This window comes from Halarcobacter anaerophilus (genome assembly GCF_006459125.1).
GTDB lineage: Bacteria > Campylobacterota > Campylobacteria > Campylobacterales > Arcobacteraceae > Halarcobacter > Halarcobacter anaerophilus.
The window spans coordinates 2,393,655-2,411,617 of sequence record NZ_CP041070.1 but is presented as its reverse complement, the minus strand read 5'-3'; the positions used below and the strand labels follow the sequence as shown (position 1 = coordinate 2,411,617).

General features: G+C 29.2%; 23 protein-coding genes. 20 read left to right on the top strand and 3 right to left on the bottom strand.

Annotated elements, in window-relative coordinates:
- The first annotated feature begins 1 nt into the window (after window position 1).
- Window positions 2-535, top strand: a complete 534-nt coding sequence (gene rimM, locus AANAER_RS12025) for a ribosome maturation factor RimM (protein WP_129082105.1) — start codon at window positions 2-4, stop codon at window positions 533-535.
- Between the two features lie 4 nt (window positions 536-539).
- Here rimM and AANAER_RS12020 read toward each other — a convergent pair whose 3' ends face one another.
- From AANAER_RS12020 to flgG, 3 genes are read right to left on the bottom strand one after another with little or no spacing between them, the layout of a single operon-like run.
- Complete coding sequence (locus AANAER_RS12020) at window positions 540-1,706, bottom strand: hypothetical protein (RefSeq protein ID WP_129082104.1); 1,167 nt, start codon at window positions 1,704-1,706, stop codon at window positions 540-542.
- Between the two features lie 3 nt (window positions 1,707-1,709).
- Entirely contained in the window at window positions 1,710-2,144 is a 435-nt protein-coding gene (locus AANAER_RS12015; protein WP_129082103.1) for a hypothetical protein, read from the bottom strand.
- Between the two features lie 20 nt (window positions 2,145-2,164).
- Window positions 2,165-2,953, bottom strand: a complete 789-nt coding sequence (gene flgG, locus AANAER_RS12010) for a flagellar basal-body rod protein FlgG (RefSeq protein WP_129082102.1) — start codon at window positions 2,951-2,953, stop codon at window positions 2,165-2,167.
- A 159-nt stretch (window positions 2,954-3,112) separates the two neighbouring features.
- Here flgG and AANAER_RS12005 point away from each other — a divergent pair, with 159 nt between their 5' ends.
- The 19 genes from AANAER_RS12005 (at window position 3,113) to AANAER_RS11915 (ending at window position 17,913) form a co-directional block, all read left to right on the top strand.
- Window positions 3,113-3,481, top strand: coding sequence for a response regulator (locus tag AANAER_RS12005; RefSeq protein WP_044417492.1), 369 nt, complete (start codon window positions 3,113-3,115; stop codon window positions 3,479-3,481).
- A gap of 31 nt (window positions 3,482-3,512) precedes the next feature.
- Window positions 3,513-4,619, top strand: coding sequence for a hypothetical protein (locus AANAER_RS12000; protein WP_129082101.1), 1,107 nt, complete (start codon window positions 3,513-3,515; stop codon window positions 4,617-4,619).
- A 20-nt stretch (window positions 4,620-4,639) separates the two neighbouring features.
- Complete coding sequence (locus tag AANAER_RS11995) at window positions 4,640-5,365, top strand: flagellar hook-basal body protein (protein WP_129082100.1); 726 nt, start codon at window positions 4,640-4,642, stop codon at window positions 5,363-5,365.
- Window positions 5,365-5,775: a flagellar basal body rod protein FlgB gene (gene flgB, locus AANAER_RS11990; RefSeq protein ID WP_129082099.1), complete on the top strand. Its 411-nt coding sequence runs from the start codon at window positions 5,365-5,367 to the stop codon at window positions 5,773-5,775. The genes AANAER_RS11995 and flgB overlap by 1 nt, the downstream gene beginning before the upstream one ends.
- A gap of 16 nt (window positions 5,776-5,791) precedes the next feature.
- The gene (fliF, locus tag AANAER_RS11985; RefSeq protein WP_129082098.1) at window positions 5,792-7,522 is read left to right on the top strand and encodes a flagellar basal-body MS-ring/collar protein FliF; all 1,731 of its coding nucleotides are present in this window, start codon (window positions 5,792-5,794) and stop codon (window positions 7,520-7,522) included.
- Window positions 7,523-7,531: 9 nt separating this feature from the next.
- On the top strand, window positions 7,532-8,536 hold the full coding sequence (fliG, locus tag AANAER_RS11980; protein WP_044417500.1) for a flagellar motor switch protein FliG: 1,005 nt from the start codon (window positions 7,532-7,534) through the stop codon (window positions 8,534-8,536).
- Window positions 8,536-9,195: a FliH/SctL family protein gene (locus AANAER_RS11975; RefSeq protein WP_129082097.1), complete on the top strand. Its 660-nt coding sequence runs from the start codon at window positions 8,536-8,538 to the stop codon at window positions 9,193-9,195. Before fliG ends, AANAER_RS11975 begins: the two co-directional genes overlap by 1 nt.
- Before the next feature lie 88 nt (window positions 9,196-9,283).
- On the top strand, window positions 9,284-9,571 hold the full coding sequence (locus AANAER_RS11970) for a FliM/FliN family flagellar motor switch protein (protein WP_044418750.1): 288 nt from the start codon (window positions 9,284-9,286) through the stop codon (window positions 9,569-9,571).
- A 52-nt stretch (window positions 9,572-9,623) separates the two neighbouring features.
- On the top strand, window positions 9,624-9,953 hold the full coding sequence (locus tag AANAER_RS11965) for a hypothetical protein (RefSeq protein WP_044417503.1): 330 nt from the start codon (window positions 9,624-9,626) through the stop codon (window positions 9,951-9,953).
- Window positions 9,928-11,958, top strand: coding sequence for a tetratricopeptide repeat protein (locus AANAER_RS11960; RefSeq protein WP_129082096.1), 2,031 nt, complete (start codon window positions 9,928-9,930; stop codon window positions 11,956-11,958). The genes AANAER_RS11965 and AANAER_RS11960 overlap by 26 nt, the downstream gene beginning before the upstream one ends.
- Before the next feature lie 99 nt (window positions 11,959-12,057).
- A complete protein-coding gene (locus tag AANAER_RS11955; protein WP_044417505.1) occupies window positions 12,058-12,372 on the top strand; it encodes a hypothetical protein in 315 nt (104 codons plus the stop codon).
- A 26-nt stretch (window positions 12,373-12,398) separates the two neighbouring features.
- Window positions 12,399-13,316, top strand: coding sequence for a FliM/FliN family flagellar motor switch protein (locus tag AANAER_RS11950; protein WP_129082095.1), 918 nt, complete (start codon window positions 12,399-12,401; stop codon window positions 13,314-13,316).
- Entirely contained in the window at window positions 13,317-14,072 is a 756-nt protein-coding gene (locus AANAER_RS11945) for a motility protein A (protein ID WP_129082094.1), read from the top strand. It begins immediately after the preceding gene.
- A gap of 12 nt (window positions 14,073-14,084) precedes the next feature.
- Window positions 14,085-14,858 (top strand): OmpA/MotB family protein, encoded by a 774-nt coding sequence (locus AANAER_RS11940; protein ID WP_044417509.1) that lies wholly within the window; start codon window positions 14,085-14,087, stop codon window positions 14,856-14,858.
- A gap of 2 nt (window positions 14,859-14,860) precedes the next feature.
- The gene (locus AANAER_RS11935; RefSeq protein WP_129082093.1) at window positions 14,861-15,166 is read left to right on the top strand and encodes a hypothetical protein; all 306 of its coding nucleotides are present in this window, start codon (window positions 14,861-14,863) and stop codon (window positions 15,164-15,166) included.
- A gap of 11 nt (window positions 15,167-15,177) precedes the next feature.
- Window positions 15,178-15,555 carry a hypothetical protein gene (locus AANAER_RS11930; RefSeq protein WP_044417513.1) on the top strand — a complete coding sequence of 126 codons (378 nt, stop codon included), beginning with the start codon at window positions 15,178-15,180 and terminating at the stop codon, window positions 15,553-15,555.
- Window positions 15,542-15,940, top strand: coding sequence for a hypothetical protein (locus tag AANAER_RS11925; protein ID WP_129082092.1), 399 nt, complete (start codon window positions 15,542-15,544; stop codon window positions 15,938-15,940). The genes AANAER_RS11930 and AANAER_RS11925 overlap by 14 nt, the downstream gene beginning before the upstream one ends.
- A complete protein-coding gene (gene flhF, locus AANAER_RS11920) occupies window positions 15,937-17,094 on the top strand; it encodes a flagellar biosynthesis protein FlhF (protein WP_129082091.1) in 1,158 nt (385 codons plus the stop codon). The genes AANAER_RS11925 and flhF overlap by 4 nt, the downstream gene beginning before the upstream one ends.
- Before the next feature lie 3 nt (window positions 17,095-17,097).
- Complete coding sequence (locus tag AANAER_RS11915) at window positions 17,098-17,913, top strand: AAA family ATPase (protein ID WP_044417516.1); 816 nt, start codon at window positions 17,098-17,100, stop codon at window positions 17,911-17,913.
- Window positions 17,914-17,963 lie beyond the last annotated feature (50 nt).

Below are 17,963 nucleotides of genomic sequence, written 5' to 3'. Positions count from 1 at the left end.
AATGAATAAAAAAATTTATGTTGCCAAGCTAGGGAAGGCAGTGGGATTAAAAGGTCATTTAAGACTTTTTATTGACTCAGATTTTCCCGAGCAGTTTAAAAAAGGTGCAACCTTTACTACAAACAGAGATGAAACGCTTATTGTACAAGAGTACAACTTCTCAAAAGAATTAATTAAATTTGAAAACTATGATGATATTGATATAGCAAAAAAACTTACAAATCAAGAACTTTACGTCTCGGAAGATCAAACAAAAGAGAACTGTAAATTAGAAGATAAAGAGTACTTCTGGTTTGATATCATAGGCTGCGAAATTTTTGAAGATGAAAAATGTTTGGGAGTAGTTAAAGATATACATAGATATCCTCTTGATGATTATTTAGAAGTCTCTACAAATAGTGATTTAATAAAAAGTTTAAACCTGCCGAAATCATTTCTAATACCTTACATTCGTGAAGAATTTATATTAGAAGTTGATATAGATAACAAAGTTATCAAAACTCAAAAGTGTTTTGAAATATTAGAAAACTCGTGATTTCCTAATATTTACATCTTTTTTCATACTCTTCTTTTGTTAAATCAACTAAATAAGCCTCTTTAAATCCATTTTCAAGAAGTAGATTATAAACCTTTTGTCTCTCTTTTGTAGAATCATACGGTCCTACATATATCTCTATTCTATTTTTTAAATCTCTGCATAAAGAGATATTTTTATCATATTTTTGTACATCATCCAAAAAAGATTTATAAAGAACACCTTTTATTGTTGCAACATTAATAAATGAAAGAAAAGAGTTATTTGCCATTTGTTTAGTATCAACTTCTTGTATCATTTTATTGATCTCTTCAGGGCTTACGTTTGTTTCCTGTTTTTCTAAAGGAAGATTCGATTCTTCATTTTTCATATTATTTGCTTGAACTTCATTATTATTTATATTGTTTATTTTATTTTCAATCTCTTTTTTTGCTTTTTCTTGAAGTTGCAAAAATTCTTCTTGTTGTTGTTTTATAAGTTTTTGTTGCTCTTGTAACTCTTTTTTCTCTTTTTCAATTTTTGCTAATTGATTTGCTAGTTTTTGTTCTTCCTCTTTTTTCTTTGCTTCAAGAGCTTTTTTTTGTTCTTCTTCTTTTCTTTTTCTTTCTGCTTCTATTTTCTTCTCTTCAGCTTCTAATTCCTCTTTATTCATTATCTCTTTTTTAGTAAGCATAGTAAGTTTTTTATTTAACTCTTTTTTATCTATCTCTTTTTCATTAAAAACAATTTCAGGAACAGGTTTGTTCTCTTTTATCTTTGCAATTTCTTCTTTTTTGGGAGCTTCAGAATCAAAAAAACCTATAAAATAAAGAATTAGACCGATAATCAGAACTAAAAACAGAGTAGATGCAATAGCAATCAAAAGTCTGAAAATTTTAGGTTGCTTTTTCTGTACTTCAAACTCTTCAAACTCTTCTGCTTTATTAGGATTAAGGCTGTTTGGATCTTTTTCATCGTCTTTATCTTCATTTGCAATAACTTCTTCATCATTTGTCTGTTTTGAATTCTCATCATTTGTTTCCGAGTTGTTTTGCTCTGAAGATTCTGAATTTTCTTCCTTATTCTCATCTTCTTTACCTAGTGAAAGGTGGGCTAATACCTCTTCATCACTGATTTTTGATTCTAAACCAGCTTCTTCTTTTACAATTTCTTCATCACTTTTATCTGCCATTTGCTACTCTTTATTAGTTTTGTTTCTTCTCTCTTTTTGCTTTTGTAGAATTTTTTCTCTATTCTTTTTATAATACTCTTTTCTATACTCTTTTAATTTTTCTTTCTTTTTCTCTCTATATACTTTGTCGTATTCTAATCTTTTTTCTCTGTTTTCTTGATAATAATTCTGCTTTTTCTCTTTATACTCTTCGATTTTTAAAAGTATTTGTTCTTTTCTGTCATCAATATGTTTTTTTTGCTTTTTTGCAATTATTTTTATGTTTTCGGCAAAATTATCACTATTTAGTTCTTTTGAGTAATCAATCTCTTTGTAACTTGCATATTTAGATTTTAAATTCTTTTTTTTGCTTTTTAGGTAATACTCTTTTTTCTTCTTTTTATGTTTTGCAAAGTTCTCTTCTCTGAGTCTTTTTAACTCTTCTAAATTAACAGACATAAACTATCAATTTAATCTAATTATCTTTTTAATTGGTTAACAATACTTAACATATCGTCAGAAGTAGTTATTGCTTTTGAATTAGCTTCATATGCTCTTTGAGCAGTAATTAAATCAACCATTTCATTTACCAACTTAACATTTGACAGCTCAACCATTCCTTGTTTTAAAGAACCAAATTGATCTTCCGAAGGAGTTCCTTCTATTGGGTCACCCGAAGCATCACTTGCCAAATAAAGAGAATCACCAAGAGGTGTAAGTCCTGCCGGGTTTATGAAATCTACGGTTGTAATTTGTCCAAGTTCCGTTACGTCTCCTGTATTAGGATCTTCTGCCGTTACTGTTCCGTCAACTGCAACAGTTAAATTAATCAAATCTTCAGGTACTGTAATTTGAGGTTCAAGCATATATCCGTTTCCGTTTACGATATTACCTTCATCATCAAGTTTAAAGGCACCACCTCTGCTGTAAGCAATCTCTCCGTCAGGCATTGTAATTTGGAAAAAACCTTTTCCTTCAATTGCAATATCAAGGGTATTTGAAGTAGTTTTAAGATCACCTTCTAGGAAGTTTTTTTGGATACCAGATACTCTTACACCAAGTCCTACATCAATCCCTGTCGGATTGGTTGTGATTTCAGAAGTCTGACCTGCGGTATAATTGAGGCTTTCATACATCAAGTCTTGAAATTCGGCTCTATCTTGCTTAAATCCAATAGTATTTACATTGGCAATATTGTTTGAAGTAACATCGATTTGACTTTGCATTGCATTCATACCGGTTGCTGCTGTATATAGACCTCTTATCATGGTAATCCTTAATTTTTTGTGTAGTTAAATAATTATATTTAAAGATTTTTTAAAGTTAGATAAATCGGTTACTTTAAATTATTATTTATTAAGTATAAATTTAAAACAAATCTTATATAATTAAAAGATTTTGAATATAGTTTTAAAAAAGGTAATAATATGAAGATTTTAATAGTTGACGATAGCTCCACTATGAGAAGAATTATAGGCAATGTTGTCATGCAACTTGGATATACAAAAGAGGATTTTAACGAAGCTGAAGATGGGGTTAAAGCATGGAAATTATTGGAAGAGTCTAATTATGATATTATTTTAACTGACTGGAATATGCCGAATATGAACGGACTGGAATTAGTTAAAAAAGTTAGATCTGAAGGTAACCATCAAAAAACGCCAATTATTATGATTACAACAGAAGGTGGGAAAAACGAAGTTATTACGGCATTAAAAGCAGGGGTAAACAACTATATTGTAAAACCTTTTAATGCAGAAGTTTTAAAAGAGAAGTTAGATGGGGTTCTGAAATAAGTTGAAATATCTTAAAGGCAAGGTGTAGATTATGAGTATGAGTCAAGAAGAGATTGAGTCTTTGATGAATGGATTAGATTTTAAGGATGATGATTCATCTTCTGAATCTGATGAAAAGAAGGCAGAACCTCAAGGCAATATGTCAGAAGATGATATTAATGAATTAATAGCACAAACTGAAGATATTGTAAAAAACGAAGATAAAAAAGTAGAAGACGAATCTGTTGAAGATATATTAAATAATCTTGAAAATATAGAAAAAGAAGAAGATAAACCTTCAGAAGAGACAAATATAGATGATATTATAAAAGAGTTGGAAAATAGTCAAAATGAGGAAAAATCTTCTGAAAACCAAGAGAAAGAAGAACCTAAAGAAGAAAAACCTTCTGAAAATACAGAAGAGCAAAATGAATCTTTAGAAGAGGCAAAAGAGGAGCCTACAATTGAAGAGACGATTGCTCAATCAAACGAAAAACTATCTTCTGACAATATAGATGAAATATTATCTTCAATTGAAGGAATAGAGGAAGAAAAAGTTCCTGAACCTTCAATCGATTATGAAGAAAAAAGGGGTGACGATTTGGATTCAAAAATAGATTCAGGAGTTTTCCCTTTACCTGTAGAAGAAGATACTAAAGTTGTAAATCAATTAAGTGCCGTAGCAAATGATTCAGAAGAAAAAGCTACTAAAATATTTGATGTTTTAAGTAATATTTTAGACTATAACAATGCAATACAAAACGATGTTAAAATTTTAAATGATTTCAGTGAAAAACAAGTTGCAATGTTATCTTCTTTAAGTCAAAAATTTCCTAATATTGAAGTTTTTAAGAAAAACTTAGAGGCTGCAAAAGAGATGTCTACACATATTTCCGATGTAAATGAAAAAATCAACGACGGAAATGCCGAAATCTTTCAAGCAATGGAATTGATGCAGTTTCATGATATAAATAGACAAAAAATAGAGAGGGTAATGGCTGTAATTAGAAAACTTACTATATATTTAAATAATCTATTTGAAGATCAAGGAGATCACAAAGAAATAGCCGTTGCCAAACATATTGCAGGGGATACGAATACGGATGACTTAATGGCAAATGACGATTTGGAAGCTCTTATAGCAGAGTTTAACAAATAAGAGAATAAAAGGAGAAGAGAATGAATCAAGGTACTTACCCTTTAGCAGCTTCTATGATAAATCAAATCAATAGAATTGATATGGTTTCTAATAACTTAGCTAATGTTAATACTCACGGTTTTAAACAAGAAGATAGTACTGAAGGTTCATTTAACTACTATTTGCAAAGAGCCCAAAAAGAGGGATTTACTCCTTCTAAAATAAATGAAGTTACAAACACTATTCCTAAAATGGATTCAAAATTTATTAATGCAGAACAAGGTGTGATTATGCCTACTGGTAACGGTTTGGATTTTGCATTAAGCGAACCTGATACTTTTTTTAAGATTCAAGATAATAACGGAGACATTGTTTATACAAGAGACGGAGCCTTTAAGAATCTAAACGGGTTTTTAGTTGATTCAAACGGTCAGTTTGTTTTAACAAATGACAATGAACCTATTGAAGTAGAAGAAGAGGGATTTGAAAACCAAATATCTGTTACAAAAATTGCTTATGACCAATTAGAAAAATATAAAAACAATAATTTTAAATTGAAAGATGATGGAGAAATTACTGAACAATTAGAGAATAATGACAGACAATTAATCCAAGGTGCAATAGAAAAGTCTAATGTAAATTCCGTTTCAAGTATGGTTGCATTGATTGACGCACACAGACGTTTTGAACAAGCACAAAAAGCTGTGACGACAATAGATGAAATGAATGGAAATTTAATAGAAAAAATCGGGAATAATAACAACTAATGAAAGCAAGTAGTGTTACAGATGTATTATTTGAACAGTTAAGTTTTAGAGGTGAGAGACAAAAAGTTATCTCTAGTAATATAGCAAATATAAATACGCCTAATTATAAAACAAAAGATTTAGTATTCGATGAAGAACTTAAAAAAGTGGATGAAAGTAAAAATCTGGCTTTAAAAACGACTAATCCTATGCATATAAAAACAGCTCCTATTAACAGCGAAAATATGGATAATGCAAGAGTTGTAAAACTTAAAGGCTTAGAAGAACAAAATGATGGTAATAATGTAAATATAGATAGAGAAATGAGTGAAATGTCAAAAAATAAAGTTATTTTTGATGCATTACAATCATCTATAAAAAAAGATTCAGCACTTTTTAGATCTGTAATCGAAGCGTCTCAAAAAAATTAATTAGGATATTTAATATATGGATCAACTTTTAAAGTTTATAAACAATTTGAATTCTGCACAGAGAGCCGTGATTATAGGTGGTTTCTCTATCCTTTTTATTTTATTGATTGCTTTGTTGGTATATTCGAATATAAAAGCGCAGGATAAAAAATTAAATTATACAATTGCTTCAAATTTGACTAAAAATCAGGTTATGTTAGCTTCAAATGAACTTGAATCTTCGGGTATTGAGTTTTCAGTAGTAGGAAGTGGAGACAATCTGACGTTAAAAACTTCAAAAGATTTTATTAATATTGCAAAAATAAAACTGGTTACAAGTGAAGCTTCGACAAGTAATCATGTAGGATGGGAAATTTTTGAAAAATCATCTTTAGGTACGACAAATTTTGAGAATAAAGTTAAATATTTAAGGGCATTGGAAGGGGAACTTTCTAGATCTTTAGAATCACTTTCGGGAGTTTTAAGAGCAAGTGTAAAAATTGCAATTCCAAAAGAGACAATCTTTACGGAAAGAAAAACAGAACCTACTGCTTCAGCGGTAATTTCTCTTAAACCAGGAGTATTTTTAACTCAAAAACAGATTGACGGGATTAAAAATTTTATTGCCTCAGCCGTCTCAAATCTAAAAGTAGAGAATATTCAACTAATCGACCAAGACGGGGCTTTACTGCAAATGTCATCAGATGATCTAGATAATCAAAAGTCTTTAGCTCAAAACAAATACAAAAAAAAGCTTGAAGAGGATTATGAAAGAAAAGTTGTAGCACTTTTAGAACCTTTTGTCGGAGTAGGCAGAGTTGTTGCCAGAGTTACGTTGGATTTGGATTTTAAAAAAAGACATATACAACAAGAGATTTATGACCCTGAAGGAACAATAAGAAGTCAGCAAACAGATGAATTAGAGAGCAATTCAGTAGGCAATCCCGATTCTACAGGCGGAACGGCAGGAGTCGATAATAATATTCAAGAACCTGACGATGGTCAAGGAAATGGCAAAACACAGTCAAATACGGTCTCAACAAAAAATATTACAAATTATGAAATATCAAAAAAAGTAATTGATGAAAAAAATAATAATTACTCTTCAATAAAAAGAGTAACAGCAGCGGTTACTTTTGATTCTACTGTTTTGGAAAATATTCAAAATAGAGATGAATTTTTAGCTTCAATCGAATCTGTTGTCCAAGATACGATAGGTTATGACCAAAAAAGAGGTGACAAGATAACTGTTAGGGATTTTAAATTTATAGGTTTAAAACCGGTTAGTACAAGTGGGGTTCAACTTGATGAAAACGGAAACCCTATAGCTTCGGATGAACAAGTTGATACTTTTACTATGGTAAGAACAATATTAAAAGATTTTTCTGAATATATTCAATATTTTATTGCGGCAATCTTATTGTATGTTTTTTATAAAAAATTTATAGTTAATCATGAAGTTGTTATTTTAGGAGATAAAGAAGATAGAAAACTTGATAAAAATGGGAAACCTGTTGATACGGAATTAATAGATGATTTTATGACCAATTTTGAAGATGAATTTGATTCCAAAACTGCACAAGGCAGATTAAAAGCAAAAGTAAAAAGTCAAATTTTAAATAATATTGAAGGATTAGATGAAGAGAGTGCTGCAAAATATGAAGTTTTAATAGAAACTTTGGATAAAGAGATTAATGAAAACCCCGAAGAGATAGCAAAAATGATAGAATTGTTATTAACAGAGGGTAGTGGTAAATTTAAAAAGTAAGGATGACAGATGGCTGAAGTTAAAGATATTTTAAAAGGCATGGGAATGCTTGAAAAAGTTGCCAATTTCTGTGTTCTAATAGGAGAAGAGGCTACTGTAAAAATTTTCCAACATCTGCCAAAACATTTAGTTGAAGAGATTTCGACTGCAATTACAATGATTACTTCTATAGATAAAGAGACTTCTTTAGCAATATTAGAAGAGTTTCATCTATTTACAAAATCAAAATCTTTTATAAGTTCGGGCGGTTATGACTATGCAAAAGATATTTTGTATAAATCTTTGGGAAAAGCGGAAGCAGATGAAGTTTTAGCCAAACTTTCGCGAATGAAACTTGCATCACAGTCTTTCTCTTACTTAGATGCAATAAATCCAAAACAATTATCAGACTTTATTAAAGATGAATCTCCCCAAACTATAGCCGTAATTTTATCACATATGGAAGCACATAAAGCAGCAGACGTTTTAGTTCAGTTAGATGAAGACGTAAAAGTAAAAGTTACTATGCAAATGGCAACTATTAAAGATGTTTCTCCTGATGTAGTAAGAACAATTTCCGTGGTATTAGAGAAAAAACTTGAATCTTTATTATCATCTATTGTTGATGTAGGTGGGGTTAAAGTTGTTGCGGATATGTTAAATAGACTCGGACCTAGATCGCAAGATATATTAAAAAATATAAACGGGGTAGATACTGCTTTGGCAACAAAAATAAAAGAGAATATGTTTGTATTTGAGGATTTGTTAAACTTAGATCCGGAATATATTATGAAAATTTTACAAAATGTTGATACTGCAGATGTTGCGGTTGCAATGAAAAATGCAACGGAAGAGGATATGTTAAAAGTTACAAGTGCTATGTCGCAAAGAGCAAGTGACAGATTTAAAGAAGAGTTTGAAATGCTTACAAAAGTTAAAATCAAAGATATTGAAACTGCTCAAAGAAAAATGCTGGATGTTGCCCAAAAAATGATAGAAGAGGGTGTAATTGACAGAGATATGGATGAACAGTAATGGAAAAAAACAACGTATATTCAACTGCTAAGATTGTTAATAGTTCTGATACTGTACAAAACTATCAGTTAGGTACTTTTATTCAAAATACTTCGGATACTCCTGTTTCTCAAGGACAGGCTGTATTAAACGATAGAGAAATAAACGGAAACAGTGATCCTTTGTTAAATGAAATAAGAGCATTATCTTCTCAAGTAAGTCAGATGAGTCAAAAAATCGTAAATATAGAAAACGGCGGGCTTACTGCAAAAGAGATAGATGCACAAGTTGTTCAAGCAATAAAAGATTTAAAACATTATGCAAACTTTTTTGAACAAGCAACCTTTCAAATGGAATCAAAGCTTTTGAAAACTTCAATTGCTATTGCTCAAAAAATTATTGCAATTGAAATCGGAGAGAACTCTTCAAAAATTGCAAAAGAGACAATTTCTCATCTTCTTGATAAGATAAAAAATGCATCTAAAATTCAAATACATTTAAATCCGAAAGATTATGAATTATTAAAAAATGAGTTGAATTTGGAAAATCATATCGAACTTGTGGAAGATATAAATGTAACCGCAGGCGGAGTTGTAATAGCAAGTGATTTAGGAAATTTTGACGGTAATATTGAGGCAAAAGTAAATTCAATGTTAGAATCTTTGGATTTAGTTTTATAGAATTATTTATTAGCATAATAAATTATTTTAAATAACGTTTTTTTATGTTATAATGAAATTAAATAGGTAAAAAGTACTTAAAATGGGAATGGAAATAACAGAAAGAGATTATGATTTATTAGTAGATACTCAGATAGTTGTTGATGTTATGTTAGGAAGTGCAGATATCACGGTTAAAGAGTTTTTAGACTTAACGCAAGGAGATATTATCTCTTTGAATAAAGCTGCCGGTACAGGTGGAGATATTTACGTAAATAAAAGAATAATAGGAACAGGTGATATAATCGTAATGGACGAAAAATTGGCTGTAAGAGTCCAAGAAGCAATGGATTCTGATAATGTAGTTAGATACTTTTTTGAAGAGAGTATGCTTTAAAATCAAACTTTATACTTAGTATAATGTAAATAAATTTATCTTGAGGGAAAAATTGGATAATTTTTTATTAATAGTTATTATTGGTGTTTTACTTTTATATTTTTTCTCTAGTTCAAATGTATACAAATCTTTGTATAAAAAAGTAAATGAAGAAAAAGCAATTGTAGAAGACGAAAACAAACGGCTGCAATCTATTATTGAACGGTATGAAAAACAGGTACAAGTCAGTGCAAATACATTAAAGAGTAATCAAGATAATCTTCATGTAGCAAGAGATGACTTACAAAAACTACGACTCGAAAATACAGAATTGAAACATGAATTAGAGAGTTTAGAAAAAAGAGCAGAAGAACTTTATGCACAAGTTAATACAATGGTTTAATGTAGATTATAAAAAGGCTTTTTTATCTTTAATCCTTATATCTTCTTCTTTATCATTCTCTTTTTCAAAAGATGATGTTATTGATTCTCAACCGGAAATTCTTTTTAAATATGACAAACTAAAAGAGTCTCAGGAAAAATTCAAACTACAAGTAGATTTTAATAAAGCAATTCTTCTTTTAGAAAAAGAAGAGTATAAAAAAGCAATAAAACTATTTAAAAAAACTTCTGAGATTTTAAAAATTCCCTCTTTTTTAAATATAGGAATTGCTTATTATAAAGAGAATCAAATAGAAAATGCAATTTTATATCTAAACAATATTTATGAATATAAAGAGGCTGCTTTTAGTGATACATACTCATATATTTCTGCATGTTTTTATCTCTATCAAATAAAAAAAGATAGAAAATATTTAGAAACAATTATTGATGTTACAAAAAAATATAAAGATTTGACAGAACATTCAAAAAGACTTTTAGCTGATACTTTTGTAATTTTAAAAGATTATGAAAGAGCATTAAAAATATTAAATTCAATGCAGTTTCCTATGGAATTAAAAAAAGCGATGTTATATCTTAAACTAAAAGATTATAAAAATGCGGAACAACATTTGATAAAAGTAAAAAATACCACATTAAACCAAGAAAAGAAGAATTTAGTACTTTGGTTAATGGTTTTCAGAGATCTAAAATCAAATGAGCTGGCAAAATTAAAAGAGCATATTGATGAAATAAGAGAAGTAAAAGAGTATTTTAAAAGTAATTTAGATTATCCTTTGGAAATCTTTTTTAATAAACATAAATATACGACAAAAGAGTATTTAGCTTCTATAACAAAATTTAACAAAGAGAGAAAAATTGATTTTATCTTCTACTTTGCTCCTTTTATTTTTTCAGATTACAATGAAGTAATGTATGATATATCAAAAGGGTTTATCTTTAAAGATAAGCAAAATGTGCAAAGCCTTGAACAAATGGTAAAATACAATGCCAAATTTATTGATATTATAAAAGATGATCCTATAATCAGAGTAAATAAATTAAAATCTTATATAAAAGAGGATTCTAATTCGTACGTATATTATAATTTGGGGCTTTGTTATGCCCAAATAAATGATTTTCATAATGCTTATAAAAATTTTACTAAAGCTTATAAATTAAATCCGGGTAATAAACTTTACGCTGTTATGACGATTATTGCAGCAAATAGAGTAAATATAAAAATCAAAGATTTAGAATATATTGAACAAAACATAAAATCAAAAGACGGAATGTATAAATATTTCGGTCAAATCGTATATAAAGTTTTTATAAATGATAAGTTTAAAGTTGAGTTTGATCCTTTAAATTATAATAAAACAATATTTTACAGAGCAATAAATTATTTAGTGGATATGGAAAATAATAAAGTAACTATAAATAATCCGCTTTTTGTCGAACATTACAAAGATCCTTTAGTTTACCTAATGAAATTGGCTTTTAGAAGAGAAGGAGAAAACGATTATACATATTTTGCAAGATTACAAGATAATACTCCTTTAAAAATAAATAATAATTTTTTGGAAGGACCTTTGGTTATAACAAAATATTATATTGATTTATTAAAAGCAATAGGACTTTTTTATAAAGCGGATTTAAATTTAGAAGGAGAAAAAACACCTTCGTATTTAAGAATAAAAGCTTTAAGAGAGTTACACAATTCAAATCCCAAAGAGACACTTAAAATTTTAAATCAGTTACAACAAAAATATAAATTAGAAGATAAATATACAATGTATTTAATTGTTGCAGCTTTACTTGAAGAAAAAAGATATAATGACGCTTCTTTACAAATTTCATTGATAAAAGCAATTTTAAATGATAACAGTGCGGATTTCTTAACCGGAGTTCAATTAATACAAGAGTTAAAACTGTCTAGTATAAGCCAATATATGAGAGAACCGTATACTGATGATTTAATAGACTTTAGATTAAAAAACTTCGATGAACTTTTAGAATCTTTATAATAAATAATCAGTACTTTTCTTATTTTTTTATATTTCTATTCTTATTTAATTTTTTTTTGCTATAATATATGAACTCTATACTTTCTTAAGGAGGCTCTTATGGAATTAGGAAAAATTGCAGAAATAGATAATGCAAAAACTAATCATTTGGAAAAAGTTAAATCTGTACAAGAAGTGGACGAGAATCAAAAAGTTATTGATCAAGAACAATACAAAAAAACTTTAGGTTCTTCACAAGACAATGAAATCAATGAAGTTATTTTAGATAATGTAAAATTTGGCTACAACAAGGAATCTAAGGATCTTTTTGTAAAAGTTATAAGAGGTGATGTTGAGTATAAATATCCTACTGAGGATATGATGAGAATTAAAGCTCAGCTTTTAAAAGATATTGAAAAAGAGCAAATAAGTTAATAAATATTTGAAAAAAAGGTTAGTCTTTGGCATCTGATTTATCAAGTTTTCTAAAAGGTGAATTAGCTAATACATTAGAACAGTTACTCTCAAAAAGCGTCTCAATAGACTCTGTAAGTAAGCTGGATGTTGATAGTTTAGATGATTCACAATGTATAGATATATCTGTAAAATTTGAATTTGCGGATATTTCATCAAGTTGGAATTTTTTTATACCTACCTTAACTGCGACAAAGTTCGAGTTTTTTATGTTAGGCGGTATGGGAGATTTAAAAGAGCATATAGATGATGAAATTATAGATGCAGTAAATGAAATAATCTCAAACGTATGCGGTAGTTTATGTACTACTGTAAATGCACAAGGTTTTTCAGATATATCTTCAATAAAATTTGAAGTGGTTGCTTCTGCAATAAAAGATTGCAAAGATATAAAATCACATCCACATAAATACTTTTTCGATTTAAGTTTAGATAGCGAAAAACTTCCTGTTTATATATCTTTTGATGATTTAGCATTACCTTACCTTAATGAAATTACAGGAGGAGATGAAGGAGAAGTTTTACAAAGTGCAAGTGCTCAACCGGCAAGTGTTAACACGCCGACGGCAAGCTCTTCAAATAGTAGCTCTTCTTCCATACCGCAAATGGGAATAAACTCTTTATTATCAGAAGAATCTTCTAAAAACTTACAACTTTTATTTGATATAAAATTAAAATTAAGTGTTAGATTAGGTACAAAAAACTTCCTTTTAAAAGATATTTTAAGATGGGACATCGGAGAAATAATTGAATTAGAACAGATGGTAAATGAGCCATTGGATATTCTAGTAAACGGAGTAAAAATAGGAGAAGGAGAGGCTGTTATCGTGGAAGGAAGATTCGGTCTTAAAATTAAGAGCATAGGCGATGAGTCTGCAAAACTTAGTCACATAGGATTAAAATAGATGGATAAAAGTACAGTAGGCGGTTTAGCCGGAGGTTGGGGATTAATTGCCCTTGCCATTTTATTAGGCGGTGTAGGATTCGGACCTTATATCGATATTCCTTCTCTTATTATTGTATTGGGTGGAACAATCTCGGTTACGGCAGGGCAATTTGAAGCAGATGATTTAAAAAGAATTATTCCTTCGATGAAGATTGCTTTTAATGAAGTTGCCGTGGAAACTCTTCCCGAACTTGTTGAAAAAATGATATTTTATGCAACAGAAGTAAAAAAACACGGTGTAATGCATATTGAACAAAAAGTTCTTGAAGAAAAAAATGATTTTTTTAAAGAGGCTTTTCAACTCTTGGTTGACGGTACAAGATCCGAAACCTTAGGACCTTTGTTAGAAACGAAATTAGAATATATTGAAAAACGTCATAACACAATGATAGGTGTTTTCGGTAATATGGGTGGAACAGCAGGTTCTATGGGTATGATAGGTACGCTTATAGGTCTTGTTGCCATGCTTGCAAATTTATCTGATCCTGCATCAGTAGGTCCTGCAATGGCGGTTGCCTTAATTACGACTTTATACGGAGCTTTAATCGGTACTCTTTTTGCCGGGTTGGTTGAGAGTAAATTATCGCAAAAACATAAAAAAGAAGTTGATGCTTACGAAATTATCATTAAAGGTACTATGATGATTGCTGAAGAGGAATCTATAGGAAATATAAAAATGCAATTAAATTCTATTTTAGTTGATATTGAAGAGTAGCATAGGATTTCTATGGCAAAAGATAAATGTCCTGAATGCCCAAAATGCTTACCTGGATGGTTAGTTCAATTTGGTGATTTAATGTCTCTTCTTCTTACTTTTTTTATTCTTCTTTTATCTATGGCGGTAATGGATAAGAAAAAAGTTGAAGAGTATTTTGATATTATGAAAAAAGCAATGGGATTTATTGACGCATCGACGGATGTTCAAACACAATCTGAAAAATATTCGACTATGACAAGTGTTTCAAAAGATGATTCTGTTGATTCAACTGATGAAGTAATGGATGAAGCTATTCAAGAGGTCAATGAAGTTATAAAACAGATGAATGACAATAACGATGAACAAGAAGAACAGATTCAAATAGAAAAAGGGAAAAATGAATTTACTCTTGATATCCCTTCAACAATAATGTTTGAAGAAGGAAAATATCAATTAGTAAACCCAAATGCAAAAAGATTTATTGCAAAAGTTGCCAGAGTTATTAGAACTCTGCCTCAAACTTATGATATTGAGATTATAGGACATACTTCATCTAGTATGTATAAAAGTGATACAATACCAAGAGATAACTGGGATTTATCTGCTTTACGTTCGATTGAGGTTGTTAAGGAGTTGATAAAAAACAAGATTGATCCTTCTGTTTTAAAAGTATCTGCATATGCTTCTTATCATCCCAAAAGTGAGTTGGCAGCAGATAACAGAAGAGTTGAAATGAGGTTCTTCACTGAAAATGAGCAAAGTGACATTTTAGACGAAGAGAGTTTCTTCGATAGATTGGAGTAAAAATGGAAATAAATAGTAATAATCTAATAAATATGAGTAGTATTAAGTCAAATCCGGCAAAGTCTTATGAAAATATAAATACTTCTAATTTAGAAGATGATGCATTAAGAAAAGTTACTGATGATTTTGAAGCTTTCTTTTTACAACAATTAATGGATATCTCCTTAAAAGATACGAATTTTGCCGGAGAAGGAAGCGGTTCTGATATTATAAAAGGGATGTATACGGAAGCTATCTCAAAACAAAGCAGCGGAACAGTGGGAATTAGTGATTTATTATATAATTTTCTTACAGAAAGAAATAAATAAAAGAGTCTAAAATGGTTGAAAAAATTGTAAATGACATGATTGAGTTAGTGGTTAAAATGCAAAATTACATTAATCTGGATATTGAAGATATTAAAAAAGCCAGACATGAAGCTCTTTTAGATAGAAATGATGAAAAACAGATAATGATTGAGCAAATTGCACAATATAAACAGGAACTTAACCAAGAAATCGTAAAAGAGATGCAAAGAGGAGTTGATGTAAATATTTATAGAGATTATGTTGACAACTTGGAAAATGAGTTGAAAAATCTTTATAAGTTAAATAGAAAGCTTGCTCAAATTGTGGAACCTATACAAAAAATGTATAAAGATATTGTCGAAGATATTAGTGATAATAACGGGGGAACAGTATTTAATGTCACAGCTTAAAGTTTTTATTCTTCTATTTTTTTTATCTTTTAAACTTTTTGCGATAGATGTGTTAGTTAATAAAAAAGATATTAATTTTAAAGAAGAATTAAGCGCTTCTAAACTCTATAAAACAAGTGTGAACAATGTTAGAAAATATTGTACACCGCTTAGTATTAAAGATTTTCAAGAGAAAAAATATAGAGCTTCAAGATATTTGAAAAAAGGTACGGTTATTTGTACAAAAGATATTTATGAAGATAAAAATAATAAAGTATTATTTAATTTTGGAGCTATCCAAATAGAAAAACCGGGGAAAATAATTTTTGAAAATGATGAATATATAAAAATAAAGAGAAGCGACGGCAAAGTGGAGAAAATTTACAAAGATGGAAGAATAGAATGAATATGCTCTCTTTTTTAGGAGAAACTCCGACAATAGCTTTAAGAAATGCACAAGAAGAGTGCGGAGAAGATGCTATTGTAGTCTCAACAAAAAAAATATCAAGTGCAGTTGACGGCAACAAAGATATGTATGAAGTTGTAGTTGCCTTAGAAGATGAGCAACAACCTTTGAAACATACAAAAAAACTTTCAACTTCGGCTTCAAAGAGCGGTTCAAAATCGAATCAAAAAATGGATGTAAAGTTTTATGACTTTAAAGAAGAAATCTTGAAAATGCAAGATGCAATAATGCAGGTTCAAAAATCTTTATGGGATCCAAAAAGTCAACTTTATGATTTAACAATACCTCCCGAATTTGTTGATATGTATAATCTTTTTGAACAAAATGAGTTTGATCAAGAGATGACCTATACTATTATGAAGAAAACGATTAAACAATTACCTATAGCTTTAAAAACAAACCCTAAAAAGGTGAATGATTTTTTTAAATTAGTGCTTAGAAGAATTATCCCTATTAAGCAAGAAGTTCCTTTAAGAAAACATCAAAGAAAAATTATTATGATGGTAGGTCCCACAGGAGTCGGGAAAACAACGACAATAGCAAAACTTGCAGCAAGATATGCGTATAAATTAGGACAAAATTATAAAGTAGGAATTGTAACTTTAGACTCATTTAGAGTAGGTGCAATAGAACAACTTCAAGCTTATACAAATATAATGAGACTTCCTTTGGAAGTTGTAAAAAAACCCGAAGAATTGGTAGAGGCTTTACTTAGATTAAAAGATTGTAATTATATATTTATAGATACAGCAGGTTCTTCCCAATATGATGTTGATAAAATTGAGATGATTAACGAATATCAAGAAAAAGTGCATGAACTGCCTATTGAAAAAGTTCTTGTTCTTCCTGCAAATGTGAAACATAGTGATTTAATAGATATTTATACAAACTACTCCAGACTGAATATTAACTACTTAACTTTTACAAAACTTGATGAAACAAAAAGTTTCGGAAACTTAATCTCTTTTGCCCATAAAACAAAAAAATCAATTATATATTTTTCAATAGGACAAAATGTGCCCGATGATTTAATTGTATCAGATTCTACTTTTTTAATAAACTGTTTTATGAATAACTCTTGTATAGGGAGATAGTTATTGTTTAATTCAATCTCTAATCAGGCCAGTAAACTATTAAATCTAACTAGAAATAAAGAAGTTAATTCAAAAACAAAAATCATAACTATAACTTCCGGAAAAGGTGGAGTAGGAAAATCAACTTTTACTGCAAATATCGCTTATTTGTTATCAAAAAGAGGCTTTAAAGTTGCCGTTATAGATGCAGATATAGGACTTGCAAATATGCAAGTTTTATTTGATTTAAAACCTCGTTATACTTTTTTTGATTATATTGAAGGCAGAAACACTATAACTGAGATCTTAACGCAAACTTCTTATGAAAACATTACTCTTATTGCAGGTAAAAGCGGCTATCAGTATGCAAATTTAAAAAATTCTTTAGTTTTAACAAGAGTCGTTAATGATCTAAAAAGTTTAAATAAATATGATTTAATACTAATTGATACGGGTGCGGGATTAAATGAATATGTTCAAGAATTTTTATTAATATCCGATAATGTTCTGGCTTTAACGACTACTGATCCTTCAGCACTTACGGATGTTTATGCTTTAATGAAAATGCTTTCTGTACATAAAGAGAGACTTTTTATCTGTTTTAATCATACAAAAAACTATAAAATCGGAGAGACTATTGCCAATTCTTTGGTAAATTTGGCAAAAAAAAATAGGTTAAATCAAAATTTTATGGTAGAATATATAGGTAATGTTTCAACATCATCAAATATTTCCACGACGTCAAGATTAAGAAAGCTATTTGTTCATGAGTTTATTAACGATGAAATAACAAAACAATTTCATAAAGTGATTGATTCATTACTAAATAATATTAAGTAAGGTTTATTGGTGTTTGCATCGGCATTTAATACTTTTTTATCTAACATAGG

Coding starts and splice junctions, on each gene's coding strand:
- AANAER_RS11975 (WP_129082097.1), top strand. CDS start 8,536: ATGGAAAAAAACAACGTATATTCAACTGCTAAGATTGTTAATAGTTCT.
- AANAER_RS11925 (WP_129082092.1), top strand. CDS start 15,542: ATGTCACAGCTTAAAGTTTTTATTCTTCTATTTTTTTTATCTTTTAAA.
- AANAER_RS11970 (WP_044418750.1), top strand. CDS start 9,284: ATGGAAATAACAGAAAGAGATTATGATTTATTAGTAGATACTCAGATA.
- AANAER_RS12015 (WP_129082103.1), bottom strand. CDS start 2,144: ATGTCTGTTAATTTAGAAGAGTTAAAAAGACTCAGAGAAGAGAACTTT.
- flhF (WP_129082091.1), top strand. CDS start 15,937: ATGAATATGCTCTCTTTTTTAGGAGAAACTCCGACAATAGCTTTAAGA.
- AANAER_RS11930 (WP_044417513.1), top strand. CDS start 15,178: ATGGTTGAAAAAATTGTAAATGACATGATTGAGTTAGTGGTTAAAATG.
- AANAER_RS11960 (WP_129082096.1), top strand. CDS start 9,928: ATGCACAAGTTAATACAATGGTTTAATGTAGATTATAAAAAGGCTTTT.
- AANAER_RS12020 (WP_129082104.1), bottom strand. CDS start 1,706: ATGGCAGATAAAAGTGATGAAGAAATTGTAAAAGAAGAAGCTGGTTTA.
- fliF (WP_129082098.1), top strand. CDS start 5,792: ATGGATCAACTTTTAAAGTTTATAAACAATTTGAATTCTGCACAGAGA.
- AANAER_RS11935 (WP_129082093.1), top strand. CDS start 14,861: ATGGAAATAAATAGTAATAATCTAATAAATATGAGTAGTATTAAGTCA.
- fliG (WP_044417500.1), top strand. CDS start 7,532: ATGGCTGAAGTTAAAGATATTTTAAAAGGCATGGGAATGCTTGAAAAA.
- AANAER_RS12005 (WP_044417492.1), top strand. CDS start 3,113: ATGAAGATTTTAATAGTTGACGATAGCTCCACTATGAGAAGAATTATA.
- rimM (WP_129082105.1), top strand. CDS start 2: ATGAATAAAAAAATTTATGTTGCCAAGCTAGGGAAGGCAGTGGGATTA.
- AANAER_RS12000 (WP_129082101.1), top strand. CDS start 3,513: ATGAGTATGAGTCAAGAAGAGATTGAGTCTTTGATGAATGGATTAGAT.
- flgB (WP_129082099.1), top strand. CDS start 5,365: ATGAAAGCAAGTAGTGTTACAGATGTATTATTTGAACAGTTAAGTTTT.
- AANAER_RS11955 (WP_044417505.1), top strand. CDS start 12,058: ATGGAATTAGGAAAAATTGCAGAAATAGATAATGCAAAAACTAATCAT.
- flgG (WP_129082102.1), bottom strand. CDS start 2,953: ATGATAAGAGGTCTATATACAGCAGCAACCGGTATGAATGCAATGCAA.
- AANAER_RS11945 (WP_129082094.1), top strand. CDS start 13,317: ATGGATAAAAGTACAGTAGGCGGTTTAGCCGGAGGTTGGGGATTAATT.
- AANAER_RS11940 (WP_044417509.1), top strand. CDS start 14,085: ATGGCAAAAGATAAATGTCCTGAATGCCCAAAATGCTTACCTGGATGG.
- AANAER_RS11995 (WP_129082100.1), top strand. CDS start 4,640: ATGAATCAAGGTACTTACCCTTTAGCAGCTTCTATGATAAATCAAATC.